The following is a 20,874-nucleotide window of genomic DNA, read 5'->3' as shown; positions in this document are numbered from 1 at the left end:
ACCGCTGGGAGAGGCGACGCGCTGGAAGGGATAGTTGGCTGGCGCCCTCTCCCGTTTGTGGGAGAGGGGCGTATGACAGGCGTCAGTGACGTCGCACGCGCCGCAGCTCGTCGACGATCAGCAGGATCGCCCCGAGCGTGATCGCGCAGTCCGCCACGTTGAATGCCGGGAAATGCGTGTTACGAAGATGGAAGTCCAGGAAGTCGATCACGTGGCCGTGGATGATCCGGTCGACCACATTGCCCACGGCACCACCAAGAATCAGCGATACCGCCAGGCAAAACAGCTTCTGTCCGGTATGGCGATAGAGCAGCCAGATGATGAACGCGCCGACTACCACGCCCAGCAGCGTGAAGAACCAGCGCTGCCACCCGCCCGCATCCGCCAGGAAGCTGAACGCAGCGCCCTTGTTATAGACCAGCACCAGGTTGAAGAAGCTGGTGACCGGGCGCGACTCGCCGTACTGGAACGAGCGCGTGATCACCACCTTGAAGAACTGGTCGATCATCACCACCAGCAGGGCAAAGGCCATCCACAGCCACGGCGTGACGTTGCTGCTGGTGCCCTTGCTCTTGCCGCGGGCCGGCGTCGAACGCGTCGAACGAGTGGACGATGCCATCAGGCGTGGCTCCTGTGTTCACCGGCGCCGAACAGGTTGCTGTCGCAGCGGCCGCAGATCGTCGGATGCTCGGGGTTGTGGCCCACGTCGGCGCGGTAGTGCCAGCAACGCTCGCACTTGGCGTGCTGCGAAGGCGTGACCGTCACCAGCAGGTCGCCGCCTTCTGGCGCCGGCGTGACCTTGGCGGCCGACGTCAGCAGCACGAAGCGCAGGTCGTCTTCCAGGCTCTGCAGCGCGGCCAGCACCGGACCGCCCGCGGCGATCGTGACTTCCGCCTGCAGCGACGAACCGATGTCGCCTTCCACGCGCACGGCTTCGAGCTGGCGCGTGACTTCGGCGCGCACGGTACGGATCTCGTGCCACTTCTGCAACAGCGTGTCGCCGTCGTCCACCGACGGGATCGCATAGTACGTGCTCGTGAAGATGGTGTCCTTGTGCTCGGTGCCGTGGGCAAAGATCTGCCATGCTTCCTCGGCCGTGAACGTCAGGAACGGCGCCATCCAGTGCAGCATCGCCTGGGTGATGTGATACAGCGCGTTCTGCGCGCCACGGCGAGCCTTCGAGTCAGCGGCCGTGGTGTACAGGCGGTCCTTCAGTACGTCCAGGTAGAAGCCGCCGAGGTCCTCGGAGCAGAACGTCTGCAGTTTGGCGACGACCGGGTGGAACTCGTAGGCCTGGTAGTGCGACAGCACCTCCTTCTGCAGGCGGTCGGTCAGCGCCACGGCGTAGCGGTCGATCTCGAGCCATTCCGACGCCGGCAGCGCGTGCTTGGCGTGGTCGTAGTCGGTCAGGTTGGCCAGCAGGAAGCGCAGCGTGTTGCGGATGCGGCGATAGCCTTCCACCACGCGCTTCAGGATTTCGTCGGAGATCGACAGCTCGCCCGAATAGTCGGTCGATGCCACCCACAGGCGAATGATCTCGGCGCCCATCTTGTTCGAGATGTCCTGCGGCGACACTGTATTGCCGACCGACTTCGACATCTTCCGGCCTTCGCCGTCGACCGTGAAGCCGTGCGTCAGCAGTGCCTTGTAGGGCGGCTTGCCATAGAGCATCGACGCGGTCAGCAGCGACGAGTGGAACCAGCCGCGATGCTGGTCCGAGCCTTCCAGATAGAGGTCGGCAAGGCGGCCATCCGGCAGGTCGGCGGCAGGATCGTACAGCTCGTCACGGTGCGAGCCGCGGATCACGGTCCAGTGCGTGGTGCCCGAGTCGAACCACACGTCGAGCGTGTCGCGGTTCTTCTCGTACTGCGCGGCTTCGTCGCCGAGCAGGTCCTTCGGGTCGAGCGTCTGCCACGCCTCGATACCGTGCTTCTCCACAAGCTTGGCCACTTCCTCGAGCAGCTGGGGCGTGCGCGGGTGCAGGGCGCCCGTTTCCTTGTGGATGAAGAAGGCCATCGGCACGCCCCACTGGCGCTGGCGCGAGAGCGTCCAGTCCGGGCGGTTGGCGATCATGTTGTGCAGGCGCTGCTTGCCCCACGCCGGGTAGAACTCGGTGGCCTCGATGCCAGCCAGCGCGGTTTCGCGCAGCGTCGGGCCGTTGTCCACCGGGTCCACGTCCATGCCCGCGAACCACTGCGACGTGGCGCGGTAGATGATCGGCGTCTTGTGACGCCAGCAGTGCATGTAGCTGTGCTCGTACTTGTGCGAGTTGAACAGGTTGCCCGACTCGCGCAGCACCTCGACGATCTTCGGATTGGCATCCCAGATCGACAGGCCGCCGAACAGCGGCAGCGTGCTGGCGTAGACGCCATCGCCCATCACGGGGCTGATGATGTCCGAATCCGGCATGCCGTGCGCCTTGCACGACTGGAAGTCTTCCACGCCGTAGGCCGGCGCCGAGTGGACGATGCCGGTACCGGTGTCGGTGGTCACGTAGTCGCCCAGGTAGACCGGCGACGTACGGACGTAGCCGGCATCCATTTTCGCCAGCGGGTGGTGGAAGCGCACTTCGGTCAGCGCGTCACCGCGCGCGGTGGCAACGATCGTGCCTTCCAGCGCGTAGGTCTTGAGTTGTTCCTCGACGCGATCCTTGGCCAGGATCAGGAAGCCACGCGGCGTGTCGACCAGCGCGTATTCCACCTCCGGGTGCATGTTCAGCGCCTGGTTCGACGGGATCGTCCACGGGGTGGTGGTCCAGATCACGATCCAGCCCGGCTTGCCTTCGAGCTGGGCCAGCGGCACATGGAATGCGTGAGCGATCTTGTCGGTCTCGGCGAACGGGAAGCCGACGTCGATCGACAGGTCGACCTTGTCCTTGTACTCGACCTCCGCCTCGGCCAACGCCGAGCCGCAGTCAAAGCACCAGTTGACCGGCTTCAGGCCGCGGAACACGTAGCCGCGCTCCATGATCTTGCCCAGCGCGCGAAGCTCGTCGGCCTCGTTGCTGAAGTTCATGGTCAGGTACGGGTTCTCCCAGTCGCCGAGCACGCCCAGACGCTCGAAGTCCTTGCGCTGGCGGGCGATCTGCTCGGTGGCGTAGGCACGCGCCTTCGACTGGACTTCCTGCACCGGGAGACCCTTGCCGAACTGCTTTTCGATCTGGATCTCGATCGGCATGCCGTGGCAGTCCCAGCCCGGCACGTAGACGGCGTCCAACCCGGTCAGGCCGCGCGCCTTGATGATCATGTCCTTCAGGACCTTGTTGACTGCGTGGCCGATGTGGATATCGCCATTGGCGTACGGCGGGCCGTCATGCAGCACGAACTTCTTGGCGCCATGGCGGGCGGCGCGGATCTTCTTGTAGAGCTGCTTGTCCTGCCATTGCTTGACCCATTGCGGCTCGCGCTTGGGCAGATCGCCGCGCATCGGGAACGGGGTATCCAGCAGATTGACCGGATACTTGCTTTTTTCAGGCTTGGCGCGTTTGTCGTCGGACATGGTTGATTCTCAAGGCAATTCGGTAGGGCGCGGCGCGTGCATGACCACCGCGCGTGTCATTCGGGGTGAGGCAGGGCGGGTCCCGGCCGCGGCTCGTTGATCGAGCGCGCTGCCGGCCGCTAGCTAATTCGGTCGGTGGCGGAGGTGGCGAAGTCGCGCCGGCCGGCATCCGGCGCGGTCTGGCCAAAGAATGCGCGCGCGTCGGCGGCGTCCTTGGCGATGGCCGCGGTCAGCGCTTCGAGCGTGTCATAGCGCTTCTCGTCACGCAGCTTCTTCATGAATTCCACCCGTATCAGCTTACCGTACAGGTTTTCGTTGAAGTCGAAGAGGTGCACTTCCAGCAGCACGCGGCCGGCGTCCTCGACGGTCGGCCGCACGCCGATGCTGGCCACGCCTTGCACCGGATGGTCGGCAATGCCATGCACCTGCACTACGAAGATGCCGTTCACGGCCGGGCGCTTGTGCGAGATCCGCAGGTTCAGCGTCGGAAACCCGAGGTCACGGCCGAGCTTGCGCCCATGGATCACGTGGCCGCTGATCGCGTAGCCGTGGCCGAGCAGCCGGCGCGCATGTTCCAGGTCGCCACCGGCCAGTGCCTGGCGCACGGCGGAGCTGGAGATGCGGATGCCGCCTTCGGAGACCGATCCCATCTGCTCGACATCGAAACCGAACTGCCGGCCGGCCTCCTGCAGATAAGAGAAGTCGCCGGCGCGCTTGGCGCCGAAGCGGAAGTCGTCGCCAACCAGCACCCATCGGGCGTGCAGGCCGTGCCAGAGCACGTTCTCGACGAAAGCCTGAGGTGACTGGGCGGCGAAATGCGCGTTGAAATGCTCCACCACCACGCGATCCACGCCGTTGCGGCGCAGCGCGTCAAGCTTGTCGCGCAGCAGGGCAATACGGGTGGGAGCGTGCTCGGGGGCGAAGAATTCGCGCGGATGCGGCTCGAATGTCATCACGCACAGCGGCAGGCCGCGTGCATCGGCGGCCGCGCGGGCGCGCGCGAGCAACGACTGGTGGCCGCGATGCACACCGTCGAAATTGCCGATGGTAAGCGCGCAAGGCGCCCGGCTTTCGGCATTGGGCAGACCGCGGAAGACTTTCACGAGGACGGCGGACGAGCGTTTTTGGGAAAGGGGGCATTATAAGGCGAACCACCGGTTTGCCGCCCGAAAAGCCTGCCGGCCGACCAATTTGACGCCGGTCTGGCGCGCGCTTTCGACACACGTCCCCCACAAACGTGGTGCTTTTGACAAATTTGTGGGTTATTGGGGTGCCTCGCAATGGCGCGGCGCCGCAAAAATCGGCATGATATGCCCCACTTGCAACAAAATTGCGCGATTTCTGCAACATCGGCAGACTTGTCTGATGCCAGTTGCAGCGACGAAGTACGTCGCCTTACGTGCCACGCCACACTTGAACGCGCTGCTCAACAAGATCCTGCCCCCGCCCGGGCCGCAACTGGACACCGAAACGCGAGCCAAGCTGCTCGTCACCGTTCATCGTGTCTCCCCCACGGGCATTGCATCCTCGGCCCTGCTGCCGGGACTGACCGCGTACACGTTCTGGAACGAAGCCAACCACGTGGCGCTGGTGATCTGGTGCGCCATCATGCTGCTGCTGACCATCGGCGGGATGTGGTTCTACCTCGGGTTCCAGCGCGATATGGGCAGGTTGAGCCGCTCGGCGCACACGCGCAAGTGGTGGAACAACATGCGCGCCATCGCGTTCCTGACGGGACTGACCTGGGGCAGTTCGGCGCTGCTGCACCTGTATTCGTCGTCCGTGGTGTTTTCGAGCGTGCTGTATCTGCTGACGCTGGGCGTGCTCGCGGGCGGCGCCACGTCGCAGTCGCCCATCCCATCGAACCTGGTCTTTGCCGGCGTGCCGATCCTTGTGCCGAATGTGCTGCTGGCCGACTTTGCCTTTCCGGGCCATGGCACCTATGTGCAATTGCTGCTGGCTATCTATGCGCTGATGCTGGCCCGGCATTCGCTGAATCTGCAGCACACGTTGGTGCGCGCCATCCAGCTCGAATCCGAAAGCCGCCGGCTCGCCAAGCAGTTTCAGGAAGAGAAGGAACGGGCACTTCATGCCAGTGAGGAGAAGTCCCGCTTCCTGGCGGCCGCGAGTCACGACCTGCGCCAGCCTGTTCATGCCCTGGTGATGCTGGTCGAAGCGTTGCGTGCGCGCAACCAATCGAGTTCGCTCCACCCGCTCGTCGAGCAGGTGGCCGCCGGGACGCAGACTATCGATCTGCTGTTCCGGTCCCTGCTTGACCTGTCCAAGCTTGAGGGGCGCAAGGTGTTGCCGACGCTGGAGCCATGCGAACTCAATTCGCTGATCCATGACGTGATGAGCCAGTTCGCTGCTGATGCGCGCGAAAGCGGTCTGACGCTGACGCCACGCGTGCCTGACGAACTGTTCGCCATGGCCGAGCCGGTGCTGTTGCGGCGGGCGCTGTTCAACCTCGTGCAGAACGCGCTGCGCTATACGAAGCGCGGCGGCATTCTGGTGACCGCGCGACAGCGCCGCAAGCACGTGCGGCTGGAGGTCTGGGACACCGGTGCGGGCATCACGCCCGAGCACCTGCCCGAGATCTTCTCGCCGTACTACCAGGTTCACAATCCGCAGCGCGATCCGTCGCAGGGTCTTGGTCTGGGGCTCGCGATCTTCCGGGAGTGCGTGCGTCTGATGCGCGGGACTTACGGCGTGCGCTCGGTGCCGGGCAAGGGATCGGTATTCTGGTTCGCGCTGGCGCCGGTGCCCGAGGAGACCGTAGCCAGTGTTCGGGCGATGCGGGCAAATGCGCAGGCGGAAGAAGCGCGGCACGATCGCTTGCGTGGCACCGTGCTGGTGGTCGATGACGATAGCCAGATTCGCAAGGCGTGGATCGCGTTGATGGAAGCCTGGGGCATTCGCGTGGCATGTGCCGCGCACGGGGGAGAGGCCGACCGACTCTTCGCCAAGGGTCTCAAGCCGGACATCATCTTCTGTGACCTGCGCTTGCCCGGCAACGAGAACGGGCTCGATTTGCTGGAGCGCTGGCAGACCTCGCAGCCTCAGGCTCGCAGTGCGCTGCTGACGGGCGATCTGAAGTCCGCGGCGCTGCAGGCCGCCGAGGAGGCAGGCTACTTTGTCCTGCCGAAACCGGTGGACCCGGCGAACCTGCGCATGTTGCTGCGTCGCTGGTTGCCCACGGCATGAACGCATGAATGACAACGCCGCCCTTGAGGCGGCGTTGTCATTCATGCGTGGCGATGTTCACTGCCTCACTGGCGCAGGCGGAAACGCTCCATGCGCGACATGACCTGCATGCGCGTGCGCACGCCCAGCCGTTGCAGGATGGCCGAGACGTGTTCCTTGACGGTGTTCTCGGTCAGCCCCAGCTTGCGGGCGATGACCTTGTTCGGCAGTCCTTCGAGCACCAGCGCGAGCACCGAGCCCTGGCGCGGCGTGAGGCCGAGTTCGGCCGGCGTGACGGGAATGCCGTGGGCAGGGCCGAACGATTGCGATCGGCCGGACAGGGCCTCATCGGATGGGAAACTGGTGTCGCCGGCCAGGACCTTGCGCACGGCCGCAGTGAACGCGTTGGCGTCCAGATGCTTGCCGACGAAACCGCAGGCCGATAGCGCGCGGGCGCGGCCCACGATCTCGGGTGTGGCCTCCGCCGACATGAAGATGAAGCGGGCGCCCGGGATCACGCTCTTGAACGACTGCATGGCATCGAAGCCAGTACCATCGTTCAGCCAGATGTCGAGCAGCACGATATCGGGACGGAGCCCCTGGTTCAGGGAGTGGAGGGCTTCCTTGGCGCTGCCAGCGGAATGAACGGCGACGTCGGGCATCACTTCCGCCAGGAAGGCGGTTGTGCCCGAGAGCGCCATAGGATGATCATCGACCACCAACAAAGTCGGTGCAGCGTTCAACATGCGTATTCCCGTCTAAGTTCCCATTTCGCCCTTGTTGTCACCGTCTTTTTGTGTCGCGGCGCGTGGGCGTAGGGCCCACTCTAACAGAGCGGGTTGCGCGTCACAATCCATCACACGGGGGTACCGGGATTGGTGGGCGCGCCTGTTTTTGTTGCCCCATGTGCGTTTGGCGGTAATTAAGTACCTAATGCGCATGGTTTGCAAGTGTTTGCACCACAGCTTGGTAGAATCGCGGCGATGAAGAATATTGTGATATTGATTTCCGGGCGTGGCTCCAACATGGAAGCGATCGTCCGGGCCTGCGCCGCCGAGAAATGGCCGGCGCGCGTGGCAGCGGTACTGTCGAACCGCCCCGATGCCTCGGGCCTGCAGTTCGCCTCGCGCCACGGTATTGCCACCGGTGTGGTGGACCACAAGCAGTTTTCCGGACGTGAGAGTTTCGACGCCGCGATGCAGGACGCCATCGACGTCTACCAGCCCGACCTCGTCGTGCTGGCAGGCTTCATGCGGATCCTGACGCCTGGCTTCGTCGAGCATTACGCCGGGCGAATGCTCAACATCCATCCGTCGCTGCTGCCGAGCTTCCCCGGCTTGCATACGCACAGGCAGGCGCTGGAGGCGGGCGTCAAGCTGCATGGCGCGACGGTGCATTTCGTGACGCCAGAGCTCGATCATGGACCGATCGTGTTGCAGGCGGCACTTGATGTTCTGCCTGGCGACACACCGGAGTCGCTGGCCGATCGTTTGCTCGATAGCGAACATGTCATTTACCCGCGCGCTGTGCGCTGGTTCGTCGAAGACCGTCTGCACGTGCAGGACGGTGTCGTTCAAGTAGTTCAACCGGCCGAGCCCCAATGGTTCATGGCCATCTCGCCCCAAGCGGCAGGAAAACAGCCATGAGTCGCAATCCCGCAACTTCCCAGGACAATCGTCAGCGCTCGCGTCCGAGCAAAGGCAAGGCCAGCCCGATCCGCAAGTCGCCCAACGCCCGGCAGCAGGGCGCTGACGGCGCGTCGCGCACGCCCGGCGGCCTGCAGGCTTTCCATCTGCAACATATCGACCGCCTGCTCGGCAAGGTGCTGTTGTTCGCGCGCCCGTCCGACGCGGTGGTCAGCCATTACTTCCGCGAAAATAGCAAACTTGGTCATCGTGACCGGGGCATCATCGCCGAAGCAATTTTTGCAGTGTTGCGCCGACGCGTCGAATTTGGTCAATTTGCCGAAAGTGGCACAGGTTCGGCCACGCGTCGCCTCGGGCTGCTGGGCCTGGCCGCGACGCTCGGCCGCGATGTGCTTTCGCCGTTCCTTCATCCCGACGAAGCTGTCTGGCTCGACCGCCTGACCACGATCGAGCGCTCCAGCCTGGCGCCACGCGTGCGCGCCAACCTGCCCGAGTGGCTGTATGACGATCTGGTGGCGCGTCATGGCGAGGCATTTACTGCTGCGCTTGGCGATGCCTGGCTGCGTCCCGCGCCGCTCGACCTGCGCGTGAACACCGCCAAGCTGTCGCGTGAAGAGGCACTGGCCGAACTCCAGACTGCCGGTATCGCCGCCGAACTGGCCCCGATGGCGCCGGCTGGCATCCGCCTCAAGGGCAAGCCCGCGTTGAACCAGCTCCCGCTGTTCATCAACGGTGGCGTGGAAGTGCAGGATGAGGGCAGTCAGCTGCTGTGCCATCTGCTTGCGCCGCGTCGCGGCGAGATGGTGGTCGACTTCTGCGCGGGCGCTGGCGGCAAGACGCTGGCGCTGGGCGTGGCCATGCGTTCGACTGGGCGGCTCTATGCATTCGATGTGTCGGAGAAGCGCCTGGCCAATCTGAAGCCGCGTCTGGCTCGTAGCGGCCTGTCGAACGTGCACCCGGTGCTGATCGACTCCGAGCGCGATGCCAAGGTCAAGCGCCTGGCCGGCAAGATCGATCGTGTGCTGGTGGACGCGCCTTGCAGCGGCCTGGGTACCCTGCGACGCAATCCCGATCTGAAGTGGCGCCAGACGCCGGAATCGGTTGTGGAACTCACAGCGAAGCAGGCGGCCATCCTCGATGCCGCGGCGAAGCTGGTGAAGGGCGGCGGACGTGTCGTGTACGCCACGTGCAGCGTGCTGGAGGCCGAAAACGAGGCGATCATCCGTGATTTCCTGGCATCCCACGAGAATTTCCGCCTTGTGCCGGTGGGCGAAGTGCTGGCCGAGCAGAAGATCGAGGTGCCGGAGTTGCCGGCGGAAGGCGGCATGTTGGCGCTTTATCCGCATATCCATCAGACCGATGGCTTCTTCGCCGCGGTGTTGGAGCGCACGCGCTGATGGCGGATGGCACGCTGATGAACCCCGATACGCTCGCCGAGCTGAAACGTTCGCACGCGATGTTCGGCAAGATGGTTCAGGACCTGATCCACGATGCGGGCGGCCCGGGGTTTTTCTGGCAGATCGGGGTACTGGCCATTTGCCTGTTGATCGCGTGGCCGCTGTCGCGGCGCGTGGTCAAGCGGCTGGAGGTTCGCCACCAGTCGGCAAGCTTCTCGCTGCGCATGGCCGCGGTCAGTCTGGAGCGGGCGGTGTTCCCACTCATCAGCTGGCTGCTGGTGTCGGTGGCGCGTTTCTCGCTGGAGTCGCTGATCCCGATCAGCGTTCTCCGGCTGGCGCTGGTGCCGCTGTTCGGCATCACCTCGTTGTATGTGACGTTCTACATCCTCCGCCGCGTAATTTCGGGACATGGCCAGCTTCACGGCATGCTTGTGCTGGTGGAGAAGGTACTGACAACCCTGACGTGGATCGCCATGGGTTTGTACGTGCTTGGCGTGCTGCCGGACGTGGTCGCATGGATGCGGGACGTGCGGTTCTCGATTGGCGGCAAGCAACATATCAACCTGGCCGATTCGCTGATGGCAATGGTCTGGATTCTCCTGACCGTGCTGGTGGCGATGTGGTTTGGTTCGTGGCTGGAAGAGCGCCTGATGCGCGCGACCACGCTCGATTCGAATCTGAAGGTCGTGCTGACGCGCATCACCAAGGCGCTGCTGTTGCTGGTGTCGCTGCTGCTGAGCCTGTCGCTGGTGGGCATCGACCTGACTGTGCTCTCGGTGTTTGGTGGCGCACTGGGCGTCGGCCTCGGTCTTGGCCTGCAGAAGATCGCCAGCAACTACATATCGGGCTTCATCATCCTGCTCGATCGCTCGGTCAAGCTTGGCGACCAGATCACGGTCGACAAGTACACCGGCATCGTGTCGCAGATTCGCACACGCTACACCGTTGTGCGCAATGGTGACGGCGAGACGCTTGTGCCGAATGAGCAACTTGTGGCCCAGTCGGTGCAGAACCATTCGTTCTCTGGAACGAATGTGCGCGTGGCCACCCGGGTGCAAGCGGACTATGCCGCCGATCCGGAAATGGTGATCGGATTGCTGCAGGATTGTGTGCGCAATTTGCCACGTGTGCTAGAAACGCCGGCACCCGCCGCGTTCCTGGTGATGTTTGCCGACAGCGGCATCGAGTACGAAACTGCCGTCTACATCGCGGATCCACAGAACGGCAAGCTCGGCGTGCAGTCGGCGATGAATCGGGCCATCTGGCGCGCGTTTCACGAAAATGGCATTTCGATCCCATATCCGCAGCGCGAGGTGCGGATGCTGAATCCGACGACGCCACTTGTCGTGGCGGATGCCGCACAGAATTGAACGTTTCCCGCGCCAGCCTCTCAAAGTCGGGGAAAAAGCGGATGTCTGACCCGCGTCGATCCGGTAGAATATCGGGCTGAACGCGGGTTGCAGACCAACCCGTCAGCCCCACTTCCAGACAACCGCCAGATTGCAGCGGTTCGTGCCTCGGCCCGGCTCCTGCCACCTACGCAGGATTGCGCCAGAAAGCTATCGCAATCGTTGAATTTGCAGTCTTTTTTCTGCGCGTTTGGTGCGTTGCATGGTAGTGCCGCACTGCATCCCTCGTTTTTTAGACGGAGAACACAGTTTGTTCGACTCAATTCTTGATTGGGCCGCCAACGGCCTCGCCAACTGGTCCTGGTGGGAGATCGTGATCTACACGCTCGTGATGACGCACATCACGATCGCCGGCGTGACCATTTTCCTGCACCGCTGCATGGCGCACCGGTCGCTGGACCTGCATCCGATCGCCCAGCATTTCTTCCGTTTCTGGCTGTGGATGACCACGGGCATGGTGACCAAGGAGTGGACCGCGATTCACCGCAAGCACCACGCCAAGTGCGAAACCGAAGACGATCCGCACAGCCCGCAGACCCGCGGCATCCGCAAGGTGCTGCTGGAAGGCGCGGAGCTGTATCGCGCCGAGGCCAAGAATAAGGAAACCATCACCAAGTTCGGCCACGGCACGCCCGATGACTGGATCGAGCGCAATCTGTACTCGCGCTTCTCCTGGCAAGGCGTGGCGCTGATGCTGATCATCGACCTGGCCCTGTTCGGCCTGGTCGGCATGTCCGTGTGGGCAGTGCAGATGCTCTGGATCCCGATCCATGCGGCCGGCATCATCAACGGCCTGGGCCACTACTGGGGCTATCGCAACTACGACTGCGAAGACGCATCGACCAACGTGTCGCCGTGGGGCTTCATCATCGGTGGTGAAGAGCTGCACAACAACCACCACACGTACCCGACGTCGGCCAAGTTCTCGATCAAGTGGTACGAGATCGACGTGGGCTGGTGGTACATCCGCGCGATGCAGTCGGTGGGCCTGGCCAAGGTCAAGAAGACCCCGCCCAAGGCTCGCCTGGTGGAGGCCCGTCCGGTGGATCACAACACGCTGGAAGCGATCATCGCTAACCGCTACGACGTGATGGCCCGCTACGCCAAGACGCTGAAGTCCGCCTACAAGGATGAACTGCGCAAGCACAAGGAAGGCAATACGCCCGAGTACTCGAGCTTCAAGCCGGCCCGCAAGTGGTTCCACCGCGAGGAAACCAAGCTGGCTGCGCCGCAACGTCAGCAATTGGCGACCATCGTCGAGCAAAACAAGATGCTGAGCACGTTCGTGGAAATGCGCCGCGAACTGGCTGTGATCTGGGGCCGCTCGAACCTGACGCGCGAGCAACTGCTGGCTCAGCTGCAGGCCTGGTGCCATCGCGCCGAAGCCAGCGGCATCCAGGCGCTGCAGGAGTTTTCGCTGCGCCTGCGCCGGTACGCCTGATACAATCGCCGACGCGCCCGTCATGGCTATAAAGCCCCGCCCCAGGCGGGGCTTTTCTTTTGGCTAAACTTCTCCATGTGATGGCACAGACCGCGCGTCCACAGCGCGGCAGCCAACGGTGCGCCGAGGAGTACTGCAGAGATGACCCCACAAACGATCAAGAGCGTCGAGTTCGAGAAGCCGAACCTGACGGACCCTGACGCGGCCGCCGGTGGTAGCTGCGTCGCGCACGCCTGGGCCAAGGTGCCCCCGGCGCTGACACCCGATGAGCGCCAGGCGCTCAAGTCCCGCATTCGCAAGTTGCTGAAAGAGCGCAATGCGGTGCTGGTGGCGCATTACTACGTCGATGCCGACCTGCAGGATCTTGCCGAGGAAACCGGCGGCTGCGTGTCCGATTCGCTGGAGATGGCCCGTTTCGGGCGCGATCACGAGGCCAAGACGCTCGTGGTGGCCGGCGTGCGATTCATGGGCGAGACCGCCAAGATCCTGAGCCCCGAGAAGACGATCCTGATGCCGGATCTGGACGCCACCTGCTCGCTGGACCTGGGCTGCCCGGCCGACGATTTCGCGGCATTTTGTGATGCGCACCCGGATCGCACCGTGGTGGTCTATGCCAACACCAGCGCGGCGGTGAAGGCGCGCGCCGACTGGATGGTGACGTCGAGCATTGGCCTGAAGATCGTCGAGCATCTGCACGCGCGCGGCGAGAAGATCCTGTGGGCACCGGACAAGCATCTGGGCAGCTACATCCAGCAGCAGACCGGCGCCGATATGCTGCTGTGGCAGGGCTCGTGCCTGGTGCACGACGAGTTCAAGGGTATCGAACTCGATCTGCTGCGCCGCGAGCATCCGAAGGCCAAGATCCTGGTCCACCCGGAATCGCCGGCCAACGTGGTTGCGCAGGCTGATGTGGTTGGCTCGACCAGCCAGCTGATCGCCGCGGCCCAGCAGTTGGACGCCAACGAATTCATCGTCGCCACCGATAACGGCATCCTGCACAAGATGCGCATGGCCGCGCCGGGCAAGATGTTCATCGAGGCTCCGACCGCCGGCAACAGCGCCACCTGCAAGAGTTGCGCGCATTGCCCATGGATGGCCATGAATGCGCTGACCAACCTGGCCGAAGTCCTCGAGACCGGCCGCAACGAAATTCACGTCGACGCCGACATCGGACGACGCGCCGTAACGTGTATCAACCGGATGCTCGATTTCGCCGCGCAGCAGAAAGCCAATGTTCGCCCCGCAGCCGATCTCGCCAAGGAATCGGCACTGTTCAGCGGAGTCGGCCCGGCATGAGCGTGAACTCTGTATTCGATAGCTACGGCCCTGCGCTGCGTGTGGCGCTGGCCGCCAACGTCAAGGCAGCGATTGCCGAGGATGTGGGGACTGGTGACCTGACCGGTCTGCTGGTGCCGGCCGACAAGCCCGTGCACGCCCGCGTGATTGTTCGCGAAGCTGCGGTGCTGTGTGGTCGCCCGTGGTTCGACGCCTGCATGCAAGCCATCGATGAGAGGCTGCTGGTGACGTGGCAAAAGGAAGAGGGCGCGCGTCTGGCGCCGGACGACGTGGTCTGCGAAATCGCCGGGCCGGCACGCGCGTTGCTGACCGCCGAGCGGCCATCGTTGAATTTCCTGCAACTGCTCTCCGGCGTGGCGTCGGCCACCCGCCGTTACGCCGATCTGATCGCCGATACGCGCGCACGCGTGCTCGATACGCGCAAGACGCTGCCGGGCCTGCGTCTTGCGCAGAAGTATGCGGTGAGGGTCGGGGGTGGGGAGAATCAGCGCCTGGCCTTGTACGACGGCATCCTGATCAAGGAGAACCACATCGCGGCGGCGGGCGGTATCGCGGCGGCGATGGAAGCGGCACTGGCGCTCGGCACCGAGGCTTCAATCCAGATCGAGGTCGAATCGATCGCCGAACTGGAAGAGGCGCTGGCGGCAGGCGCGAAGTCCGTGCTGATCGACAACTTCTCGCTCGAAATGATGCGCGAGGCCGTGACGATCAACCGTGAGCGCGCGCTGCTCGAGGTGTCGGGCGGGGTGAACTACGAAACGATTCGCCGCTTCGCCGAAACCGGCGTCGACCGGATCTCGGTCGGCGCCCTCACCAAGGATGTGCGCGCGACCGATTTCTCGCTGCGCATCGTCGGCTGAGCCTGGTCCTGGGCTGTCGCCGGAGGTTCAGACCTTCCTGCGGCTTGCCGCACGGCCCGTCAGCGGTTGCAGCACGGTAGGCAGCGCCTTCGGCAGCGTTTCCGGATAGTCACGGCTAAAATGCAGGCCACGGCTTTCGTGGCGTGAATAGGCGCTGTCGACGATCAGCGATGCCACTTCCACCAGGTTGCGTAATTCCAACAGATCGCGGGTAACGCGGAAATTCGCGTAGTACTCGGCGATCTCCTCGCGCAGCATGCCGATCCGGTGCTGCGCGCGCTCCAGCCGCTTGTCGGTGCGCACGATGCCGACGTAGTTCCACATCAGGCGGCGCAGCTCATCCCAGTTGTGCGAGACGACGACTTCCTCGTCGGCATCCGATACGCGGCTCTCATCCCAGGCCGGCAGCGTGATGTCCGGCGCGTCGGCCTTGCCTTGCGAGGCAATGTCCGCAGCCGCGGCACGGCCGATCACCATGCATTCGAGCAGCGAGTTCGACGCCAGGCGGTTGGCGCCGTGCAGACCCGTGCAGCCCGTCTCGCCAACCGCGTAGAGATTGCCGAGATCGGTGCGGCCCGCCGTATCGGTGACCACGCCACCACAGGTGTAGTGCGCGGCCGGCACCACGGGAATCGGCTCGCTCGCGATATCGATGCCGAGTTCCAGGCAGCGGGCGTAGATCGTCGGGAAGTGTTCCTTGAGGAACGATACGGGCTGATGCGTGATGTCGAGATACACGCAATCCAGGCCGCGTTTTTTCATTTCGAAGTCGATGGCGCGAGCTACCACGTCACGCGGCGCCAGTTCGGCGCGGTCGTCATGCTCGGGCATGAAGCGCGTGCCATCCGGCAGCCTCAGCAGGCCGCCTTCGCCGCGCACGGCTTCCGAGATCAGGAACGACTTCGCGTAGGGGTGATAGAGGCAGGTCGGATGAAACTGGATGAATTCCATGTTCGACACCCGGCAGCCCGCGCGCCAGGCCATGGCGATGCCGTCGCCGGTAGCCGTGTCGGGGTTGGTCGTATAGAGATAGACCTTGCCCGCGCCGCCGGCGGCCAGCACCGTATGCGTGGCTGTGAGCGTGCGCACTTCGCCCGTTTCCGCATCGAGCACGTACAGGCCATAGCAACGGTTGCCGGGCAAGCCGAGCTTGGCGGACGTGATCAGGTCGACTGCGAACTGGTCTTCGAGGATCGTGATGTTCGGATGCTGGCGGGCCTGCTCGGCCAGCGTGGTCACCACCGCATGGCCGGTGGCGTCGGCAACGTGGATGATGCGGCGACGGCTATGCCCGCCTTCGCGGGTGAGGTGGAAGCCGAGTTCGGCCTGTTCGTCGCGCGTGAACGGCACCCCGCGGTCGATCAGCCATTGGATCGCTTCGCGGCCATGCTCCACGATAAAGCGCGTCGCTTCCTCGTCGCAAAGGCCTGCACCTGCAACCAGCGTGTCCTGCGTGTGTTCGTCGTGACTATCGCCCGAGTCGAGCACCGCGGCGATGCCGCCCTGGGCCCAATCGCTTGCCCCCGTTGTCATGGCGCGTTTGCTGAGGATGACAACCCGGTGGGTATCGGCAAGCTGCAAAGCGACGGTAAGGCCGGCCAGCCCGCTGCCGACGATCGCGACGTCGTAGTTCATGGTGCAGGGATCGCGCGAGCGCGAAAGAGCGTTGGGGGAAAGCTCGCAAGTCTACACCCACCCGCACCAGACTGTTACACCTTCCCCTTGGCCGGCAAGGTTTGGCGGCGATTGCCGGACGGTCGCCCAGAAACAAAAAGCCCCGCAAGTGCGGGGCTTTTGGCTGAAGACCGTAGATCAATTACTTGATCTTGGTTTCCTTGTAAGGCACATGCTTACGGGCGACGGGATCGAACTTCGAGATCTCCATCTTTTCCGGCATGGTGCGCTTGTTCTTGGTGGTCGTGTAGAAATGACCGGTACCTGCGGTCGATTCCAGCTTGATCTTGTCGCGTCCGCCTTTGCTGGCCATGGTGTACTCCTAATTAGACTTCGCCGCGTGCGCGCAGGTCTGCGAGCACGGCGTCGATGCCTTTCTTGTCGATCAGGCGCAGACCGGCGTTCGAGACGCGCAGGCTCACCCAGCGGTTTTCCGATTCAACGAAGAAGCGGCGGTTCTGCAGGTTGGGCAGAAAACGGCGCTTGGTCTTGTTGTTTGCGTGGGAAACGTTGTTGCCGACCATCGGCGCTTTCCCGGTCACTTGACAGACGCGTGCCATGAAGCACTCCTAAATCTTATTCGTGGACAATGTTCGCAACAGATCAACAAAAGGCGCGCGGGCCCGGACTGCAGCGGATTGGTACTTCAGCGAAACGAACATTATAGACCGGAAACGAGCGACGAATCAATGCCTTCCGACAGATTCGGAAGCGGGCCGTTGCATCGTGCTGCTTGCGTCACGTCATGGGCTGACGGATGGGCCGGTCATGTTCTGCCGTCGACCGGAGATCGACGGGGCCCACAATGTAACGGCCCCGGCGAGTGCTGTCCAGTCTCTTCCGGGATGCGCTTCCTCAAGGTTTTCCGAGTTGCCAGCACGAGCAGCCCAACGGCGGATGGTCTAGTCGCATACAATGGCGGCTGTTGACCGGTTGACTCCCATGACTTTGCAATCTACTGCGGCCCAGGCCGAACGTGACGCCGCGCCTGCGCGCAAGACCGTCCAGGCAGACTCCTTCCTGACGCTTCATTACAGCATCGCCCTCGAGAACGGCACCGAAGTGGTGAGCACGTTCGAGGAAAAGCCCGCCACGCTGCTGCTTGGCCAGGGTCAGCTCGTTCCGACGCTGGAACAGGCGCTGCTGGGGATGGCCGAAGGCGAGCGCACCCTCTATCGCCTGGCCCCCGAACAGGCGTTCGGTCCGCGTAATCCCGAACTGCTGCAATGGGTCTCGCTGGCCACGCTGCGCGAGAACAGCTCGTTCGAGGAAGACTACGCGCCGGGCGACCTTGTCGAATTCAACGCGCCTGGCGGCGGCAAGTACGCCGGCGTGCTCAAGGAGTACGGCGAGACCGCCGCGCTTTTCGATTTCAACCACCCGCTGGCCGGACAGGCAATTCTGTTCGATGTTCAGCTGATCGGAATTCTCTGATGTCTGCCGTTGTAACGGAACGCAGCATGACCGAAACCACTGTCCCTGCCGATGCCGAGATCCTGATGGCGCAACCGCGCGGCTTCTGCGCGGGCGTCGATCGTGCGATCGAAATCGTCGAACGCGCGCTGTCGCGCTTCGGCGCTCCCATCTATGTGCGCCACGAAATCGTCCACAACGCCTACGTGGTGGCCGACCTGCGCAAGAAGGGCGCGATCTTCGTCGACGAGCTCGATGAAGTGCCGCAGGGCTCGACGGTCATCTTCAGCGCCCATGGCGTATCGAAGGAAGTGCGCGCCGACGCCACCGCGCGCGGCCTGACCGTTTTCGATGCCACCTGCCCGCTGGTGACCAAGGTGCACGTGGAAGTCGGCAAGATGCGCGGCGAGGGTTGCGAGATCATCATGATCGGCCACCGGGGCCACCCTGAAGTGGAAGGCACCATGGGCCAATCCGAACAAGGGATGCTGCTGGTGGAATCGGTGGACGACGTGAATCGTCTGGTCGTTGCCGATCCGCAACAGCTGGCCTACGTCACGCAGACCACGCTGTCGGTGGACGAGACCGCCGAGATCGTGGCCGCGCTCAAGACACGCTTCCCGCAGATCCGCGAGCCGAAGAAGCAGGACATCTGCTACGCGACGCAGAACCGCCAGGACGCCGTGAAGTTCATGGTGCCGCAGGTGGAAGTGGTGATCGTGGTGGGCAGCCCGAACAGTTCGAACTCGAACCGCCTGCGCGAACTGGCCGACCGTCTGGGCGTGCCAGCGTACATGGTGGACGATCCAGAGCAGCTCAAGCCGGAATGGGTGACTGGCAAGCGCCGTATCGGCCTGACAGCCGGCGCCTCGGCGCCCGAGGCGCTCGCCCAGGCGATCGTCGAGCGTCTGCGGACTTTCGGCGTCAAGAGCGTGCGCGCGCTCGAGGGCGTGGAAGAGAACATGTCGTTCCCGCTGCCGCGTGGCCTGGCCAGCGTGTCGGTCCAGTCCTGATTCTGAAGTCCTGAGTTCCCGAGGCTGGGCGCCCTGCCTGCCTCGTCCCTGTCGGACACCTCACGCGCACGCGTGACGGTGTCCGCACCAAAATCCCTCCCCAGCAATCCGCACCGCGTTTCTCCCGCCCATGATTGGTGCTTGGGTGTCATTCCGCACGTTCGCTGCCGACGCGCATTTGTTCCTCGTCCAATACTTCTGTAATAGCCGTTTCTTTATTAATGCGTTTCTCGCGTGTCTATACACGCAGACAATACAGGGTAATCCCCGATGCTGGGGTTTTCCCTATTTTGGGGCGGCGACATATTCTGCACATTAGAGAGGCAACCTTGCATTTGAAATGAAATGCCTAATTAATAGTTGGTGATTATAGGTGGCTCCGGCAATGCTTATATGGCGGCGCCGCTTGGTCAGGCGGGCGCTGGGCACGATTCTTGTAAGGGTATGTGACGGGTCTGCCAAGTGAGCGGAGATTGCCCCATTTTGTGCATTGGGGAAATTCCCTAGCTCAATTGGCGGGTAAAAGGTTCAGGTTGTTGCGTCGCGTATTGCATCTACAAAGAAAGGGGATACAATTCGCGCGTTTCAAATTGAAACTAAACAAAGGCGGTTCGGGGAATACGTCCGGGAGGCGTGTTTTATTCCCTGTTTTTGTGAATCCTAGGAGATCACTCATGCAATTCACGTTTGCCAAGATTCTGCCGATCGCGGCCGCTGTGGCGCTGGTCGCTGCATGTGGCAAGAAAGAAGAAAAGCCGGTTGAATCGGCCGCACCGGCACCCGCTGCCACGGCGGCAGCCGACACGAGTGGCGGCGAGACCATCGTCAAGATCGGTCACGCGGCGCCCCTGACCGGCGGCATTGCCCACCTTGGCAAGGACAACGAGAACGGCGCCCGCCTGGCCGTGGAAGAGGTCAACAAGGATGGCCTGACCATCAACGGCAAAAAGATCAAGCTGGAACTGGTTGGCGAAGACGACGCGGCCGATCCGAAGACCGGTACCGCCGTGGCCCAGAAGCTGGTGGACGCCAAGGTCGTGGCCGTGGTGGGCCACCTGAACTCGGGCGTGTCGATCCCGGCTTCGAAGATCTACAGCGATGCCGGCATCGTCCAGATCTCGCCGTCGTCGACCAACCCCGACTACACCAAGCAGGGCTTCAAGACCACCTATCGCGTGGTGGCGACCGATGCCCAGCAAGGTCCGGCACTGGCCAACTACGCCGCCAAGACCCTGCACGCCAAGACCGTGGCCATCGTCGACGATGCCACTGCCTACGGCAAGGGCCTGGCCGACGAGTTCGAGAAGACCTCGAAGGCCGATGGCGTGAACGTAGTGGCACGTGAAGCCACCAACGACAAGGCCACCGACTTCAAGGCCATTCTGACCAAGATCAAGGGCAAGAAGCCCGACGTGATCATGTACGGTGGCATGGACGCCACCGGCGGCCCGTTCGCCAAGCAGGCCAAGGAGTTGGGCATCACGGCGAAGATCGTTGGCGGCGATGGTGTCTGTACCGACAAGGTGGCCGAACTGGCTGGCGATGCCGTGGACAACCTCATCTGCTCGGAAGCCGGTCTGGCACTGTCCAAGATGGAGAAGGGCGCCGACTTCGAGAAGCGCTACCAGGCACGTTTCAACTCGCCGGTGCAGATCTACGCGCCGTTCACCTATGACGCCGTCATGGTGATCGTCGACGCGATGAAGCGCGCCAATTCGACCGACCCGGCGGCCATCCTGGCCGAGATGCCGAAGACGAACTACAAGGGCGTGATCGGCAACATCGCCTTCGACGAAAAGGGCGACATGAAGGAGGGCACCATCACGCTGTACGACTACAAGGACAAGAAGAAGTCCGTCCTCGACGTCGTGAAGATGTAATCAGGGCTTACCAGCCCAGACGAACGGCACCGTGAGCACTTTTACGGTGCCGTTCTTTTTAGTCTCGCCAACGTGTTGACAGCATCCTTACCAAGGGTGGAACAGGGCGGGAGGCACACCAGCAGAGCAACACCCATACCTGACCCATCCAACATTACCGTCCC

At 63.2% G+C, this 20,874-nt stretch carries 17 protein-coding genes; 10 read left to right on the top strand and 7 right to left on the bottom strand.

From position 1 onward, the window contains the following. Positions 1–82: 82 nt before the first annotated feature. The 3 genes from lspA to K6G35_RS13065 all read right to left on the bottom strand — a co-directional run bounded on the left by lspA (position 83) and on the right by K6G35_RS13065 (position 4,601). On the bottom strand, positions 83–619 hold the full coding sequence (gene lspA, locus K6G35_RS13075; protein ID WP_035884679.1) for a signal peptidase II: 537 nt from the start codon (positions 617–619) through the stop codon (positions 83–85). Further along, entirely contained in the window at positions 619–3,498 is a 2,880-nt protein-coding gene (ileS, locus tag K6G35_RS13070; protein WP_035884680.1) for an isoleucine--tRNA ligase, read from the bottom strand. Before ileS ends, lspA begins: the two co-directional genes overlap by 1 nt. 119 nt (positions 3,499–3,617) lie before the next feature. Continuing rightward, entirely contained in the window at positions 3,618–4,601 is a 984-nt protein-coding gene (locus K6G35_RS13065; protein ID WP_008644925.1) for a bifunctional riboflavin kinase/FAD synthetase, read from the bottom strand. 262 nt (positions 4,602–4,863) lie between these two features. On the opposite strand from K6G35_RS13065, the gene K6G35_RS13060 reads away from it, so the two are divergent. After that, a complete protein-coding gene (locus K6G35_RS13060) occupies positions 4,864–6,702 on the top strand; it encodes an ATP-binding response regulator (RefSeq protein WP_234818944.1) in 1,839 nt (612 codons plus the stop codon). 65 nt (positions 6,703–6,767) lie between these two features. Here the strand turns inward: K6G35_RS13060 and K6G35_RS13055 are convergent, their stop codons facing one another. Then, positions 6,768–7,427 carry a response regulator gene (locus K6G35_RS13055; protein ID WP_008644919.1) on the bottom strand — a complete coding sequence of 220 codons (660 nt, stop codon included), beginning with the start codon at positions 7,425–7,427 and terminating at the stop codon, positions 6,768–6,770. A gap of 237 nt (positions 7,428–7,664) precedes the next feature. Here K6G35_RS13055 and purN point away from each other — a divergent pair, with 237 nt between their 5' ends. From purN to nadC, 6 genes are all read left to right on the top strand, one after another. Next, positions 7,665–8,327 carry a phosphoribosylglycinamide formyltransferase gene (gene purN / locus K6G35_RS13050; protein ID WP_008644917.1) on the top strand — a complete coding sequence of 221 codons (663 nt, stop codon included), beginning with the start codon at positions 7,665–7,667 and terminating at the stop codon, positions 8,325–8,327. Continuing rightward, positions 8,324–9,724, top strand: coding sequence for an RsmB/NOP family class I SAM-dependent RNA methyltransferase (locus K6G35_RS13045; RefSeq protein ID WP_008644915.1), 1,401 nt, complete (start codon positions 8,324–8,326; stop codon positions 9,722–9,724). Before purN ends, K6G35_RS13045 begins: the two co-directional genes overlap by 4 nt. Further along, positions 9,724–11,094, top strand: coding sequence for a mechanosensitive ion channel family protein (locus tag K6G35_RS13040; protein ID WP_186424767.1), 1,371 nt, complete (start codon positions 9,724–9,726; stop codon positions 11,092–11,094). Before K6G35_RS13045 ends, K6G35_RS13040 begins: the two co-directional genes overlap by 1 nt. A 289-nt stretch (positions 11,095–11,383) precedes the next feature. Beyond that, on the top strand, positions 11,384–12,574 hold the full coding sequence (locus K6G35_RS13035; RefSeq protein ID WP_008644913.1) for a DesA family fatty acid desaturase: 1,191 nt from the start codon (positions 11,384–11,386) through the stop codon (positions 12,572–12,574). A gap of 141 nt (positions 12,575–12,715) precedes the next feature. Continuing rightward, the gene (gene nadA, locus K6G35_RS13030; RefSeq protein WP_017514131.1) at positions 12,716–13,870 is read left to right on the top strand and encodes a quinolinate synthase NadA; all 1,155 of its coding nucleotides are present in this window, start codon (positions 12,716–12,718) and stop codon (positions 13,868–13,870) included. Further along, positions 13,867–14,730 carry a carboxylating nicotinate-nucleotide diphosphorylase gene (gene nadC / locus K6G35_RS13025; protein ID WP_008644911.1) on the top strand — a complete coding sequence of 288 codons (864 nt, stop codon included), beginning with the start codon at positions 13,867–13,869 and terminating at the stop codon, positions 14,728–14,730. Before nadA ends, nadC begins: the two co-directional genes overlap by 4 nt. 27 nt (positions 14,731–14,757) lie before the next feature. Here nadC and nadB read toward each other — a convergent pair whose 3' ends face one another. The 3 genes from nadB to rpmB all read right to left on the bottom strand — a co-directional run bounded on the left by nadB (position 14,758) and on the right by rpmB (position 16,964). Then, the gene (gene nadB, locus K6G35_RS13020) at positions 14,758–16,365 is read right to left on the bottom strand and encodes an L-aspartate oxidase (RefSeq protein ID WP_008644910.1); all 1,608 of its coding nucleotides are present in this window, start codon (positions 16,363–16,365) and stop codon (positions 14,758–14,760) included. A gap of 181 nt (positions 16,366–16,546) precedes the next feature. Beyond that, positions 16,547–16,717 carry a 50S ribosomal protein L33 gene (rpmG, locus tag K6G35_RS13015; protein ID WP_008644909.1) on the bottom strand — a complete coding sequence of 57 codons (171 nt, stop codon included), beginning with the start codon at positions 16,715–16,717 and terminating at the stop codon, positions 16,547–16,549. Between the two features lie 13 nt (positions 16,718–16,730). After that, positions 16,731–16,964 carry a 50S ribosomal protein L28 gene (gene rpmB / locus K6G35_RS13010; protein ID WP_008644908.1) on the bottom strand — a complete coding sequence of 78 codons (234 nt, stop codon included), beginning with the start codon at positions 16,962–16,964 and terminating at the stop codon, positions 16,731–16,733. A 382-nt stretch (positions 16,965–17,346) separates the two neighbouring features. On the opposite strand from rpmB, the gene K6G35_RS13005 reads away from it, so the two are divergent. The 3 genes from K6G35_RS13005 (at position 17,347) to K6G35_RS12995 (ending at position 20,710) form a co-directional block, all read left to right on the top strand. Continuing rightward, positions 17,347–17,838, top strand: coding sequence for an FKBP-type peptidyl-prolyl cis-trans isomerase (locus K6G35_RS13005; RefSeq protein ID WP_008644907.1), 492 nt, complete (start codon positions 17,347–17,349; stop codon positions 17,836–17,838). After that, positions 17,838–18,830, top strand: coding sequence for a 4-hydroxy-3-methylbut-2-enyl diphosphate reductase (ispH, locus tag K6G35_RS13000; protein WP_008644906.1), 993 nt, complete (start codon positions 17,838–17,840; stop codon positions 18,828–18,830). Before K6G35_RS13005 ends, ispH begins: the two co-directional genes overlap by 1 nt. A gap of 674 nt (positions 18,831–19,504) precedes the next feature. Continuing rightward, on the top strand, positions 19,505–20,710 hold the full coding sequence (locus tag K6G35_RS12995; RefSeq protein ID WP_008644905.1) for a branched-chain amino acid ABC transporter substrate-binding protein: 1,206 nt from the start codon (positions 19,505–19,507) through the stop codon (positions 20,708–20,710). Positions 20,711–20,874: the final 164 nt, after the last annotated feature.

Source organism: Cupriavidus sp. HY129, assembly GCF_059492215.1.
Note: the sequence above shows the minus strand (reverse complement) of the source record. Positions and strands in the feature narration are given on the sequence as shown.

Bases quoted from the DNA above. Each gene is read 5' to 3' on its own strand.
- lspA (WP_035884679.1), bottom strand. From the start codon at position 619: ATGGCATCGTCCACTCGTTCGACGCGTTCGACGCCGGCCCGCGGCAAG.
- ileS (WP_035884680.1), bottom strand. From the start codon at position 3,498: ATGTCCGACGACAAACGCGCCAAGCCTGAAAAAAGCAAGTATCCGGTC.
- K6G35_RS13060 (WP_234818944.1), top strand. From the start codon at position 4,864: ATGCCAGTTGCAGCGACGAAGTACGTCGCCTTACGTGCCACGCCACAC.
- K6G35_RS13055 (WP_008644919.1), bottom strand. From the start codon at position 7,427: ATGTTGAACGCTGCACCGACTTTGTTGGTGGTCGATGATCATCCTATG.
- purN (WP_008644917.1), top strand. From the start codon at position 7,665: ATGAAGAATATTGTGATATTGATTTCCGGGCGTGGCTCCAACATGGAA.
- K6G35_RS13045 (WP_008644915.1), top strand. From the start codon at position 8,324: ATGAGTCGCAATCCCGCAACTTCCCAGGACAATCGTCAGCGCTCGCGT.
- K6G35_RS13040 (WP_186424767.1), top strand. From the start codon at position 9,724: ATGGCGGATGGCACGCTGATGAACCCCGATACGCTCGCCGAGCTGAAA.
- nadA (WP_017514131.1), top strand. From the start codon at position 12,716: ATGACCCCACAAACGATCAAGAGCGTCGAGTTCGAGAAGCCGAACCTG.
- nadC (WP_008644911.1), top strand. From the start codon at position 13,867: ATGAGCGTGAACTCTGTATTCGATAGCTACGGCCCTGCGCTGCGTGTG.
- nadB (WP_008644910.1), bottom strand. From the start codon at position 16,365: ATGAACTACGACGTCGCGATCGTCGGCAGCGGGCTGGCCGGCCTTACC.
- rpmG (WP_008644909.1), bottom strand. From the start codon at position 16,717: ATGGCCAGCAAAGGCGGACGCGACAAGATCAAGCTGGAATCGACCGCA.
- rpmB (WP_008644908.1), bottom strand. From the start codon at position 16,964: ATGGCACGCGTCTGTCAAGTGACCGGGAAAGCGCCGATGGTCGGCAAC.
- K6G35_RS13005 (WP_008644907.1), top strand. From the start codon at position 17,347: ATGACTTTGCAATCTACTGCGGCCCAGGCCGAACGTGACGCCGCGCCT.
- ispH (WP_008644906.1), top strand. From the start codon at position 17,838: ATGTCTGCCGTTGTAACGGAACGCAGCATGACCGAAACCACTGTCCCT.
- K6G35_RS12995 (WP_008644905.1), top strand. From the start codon at position 19,505: ATGCAATTCACGTTTGCCAAGATTCTGCCGATCGCGGCCGCTGTGGCG.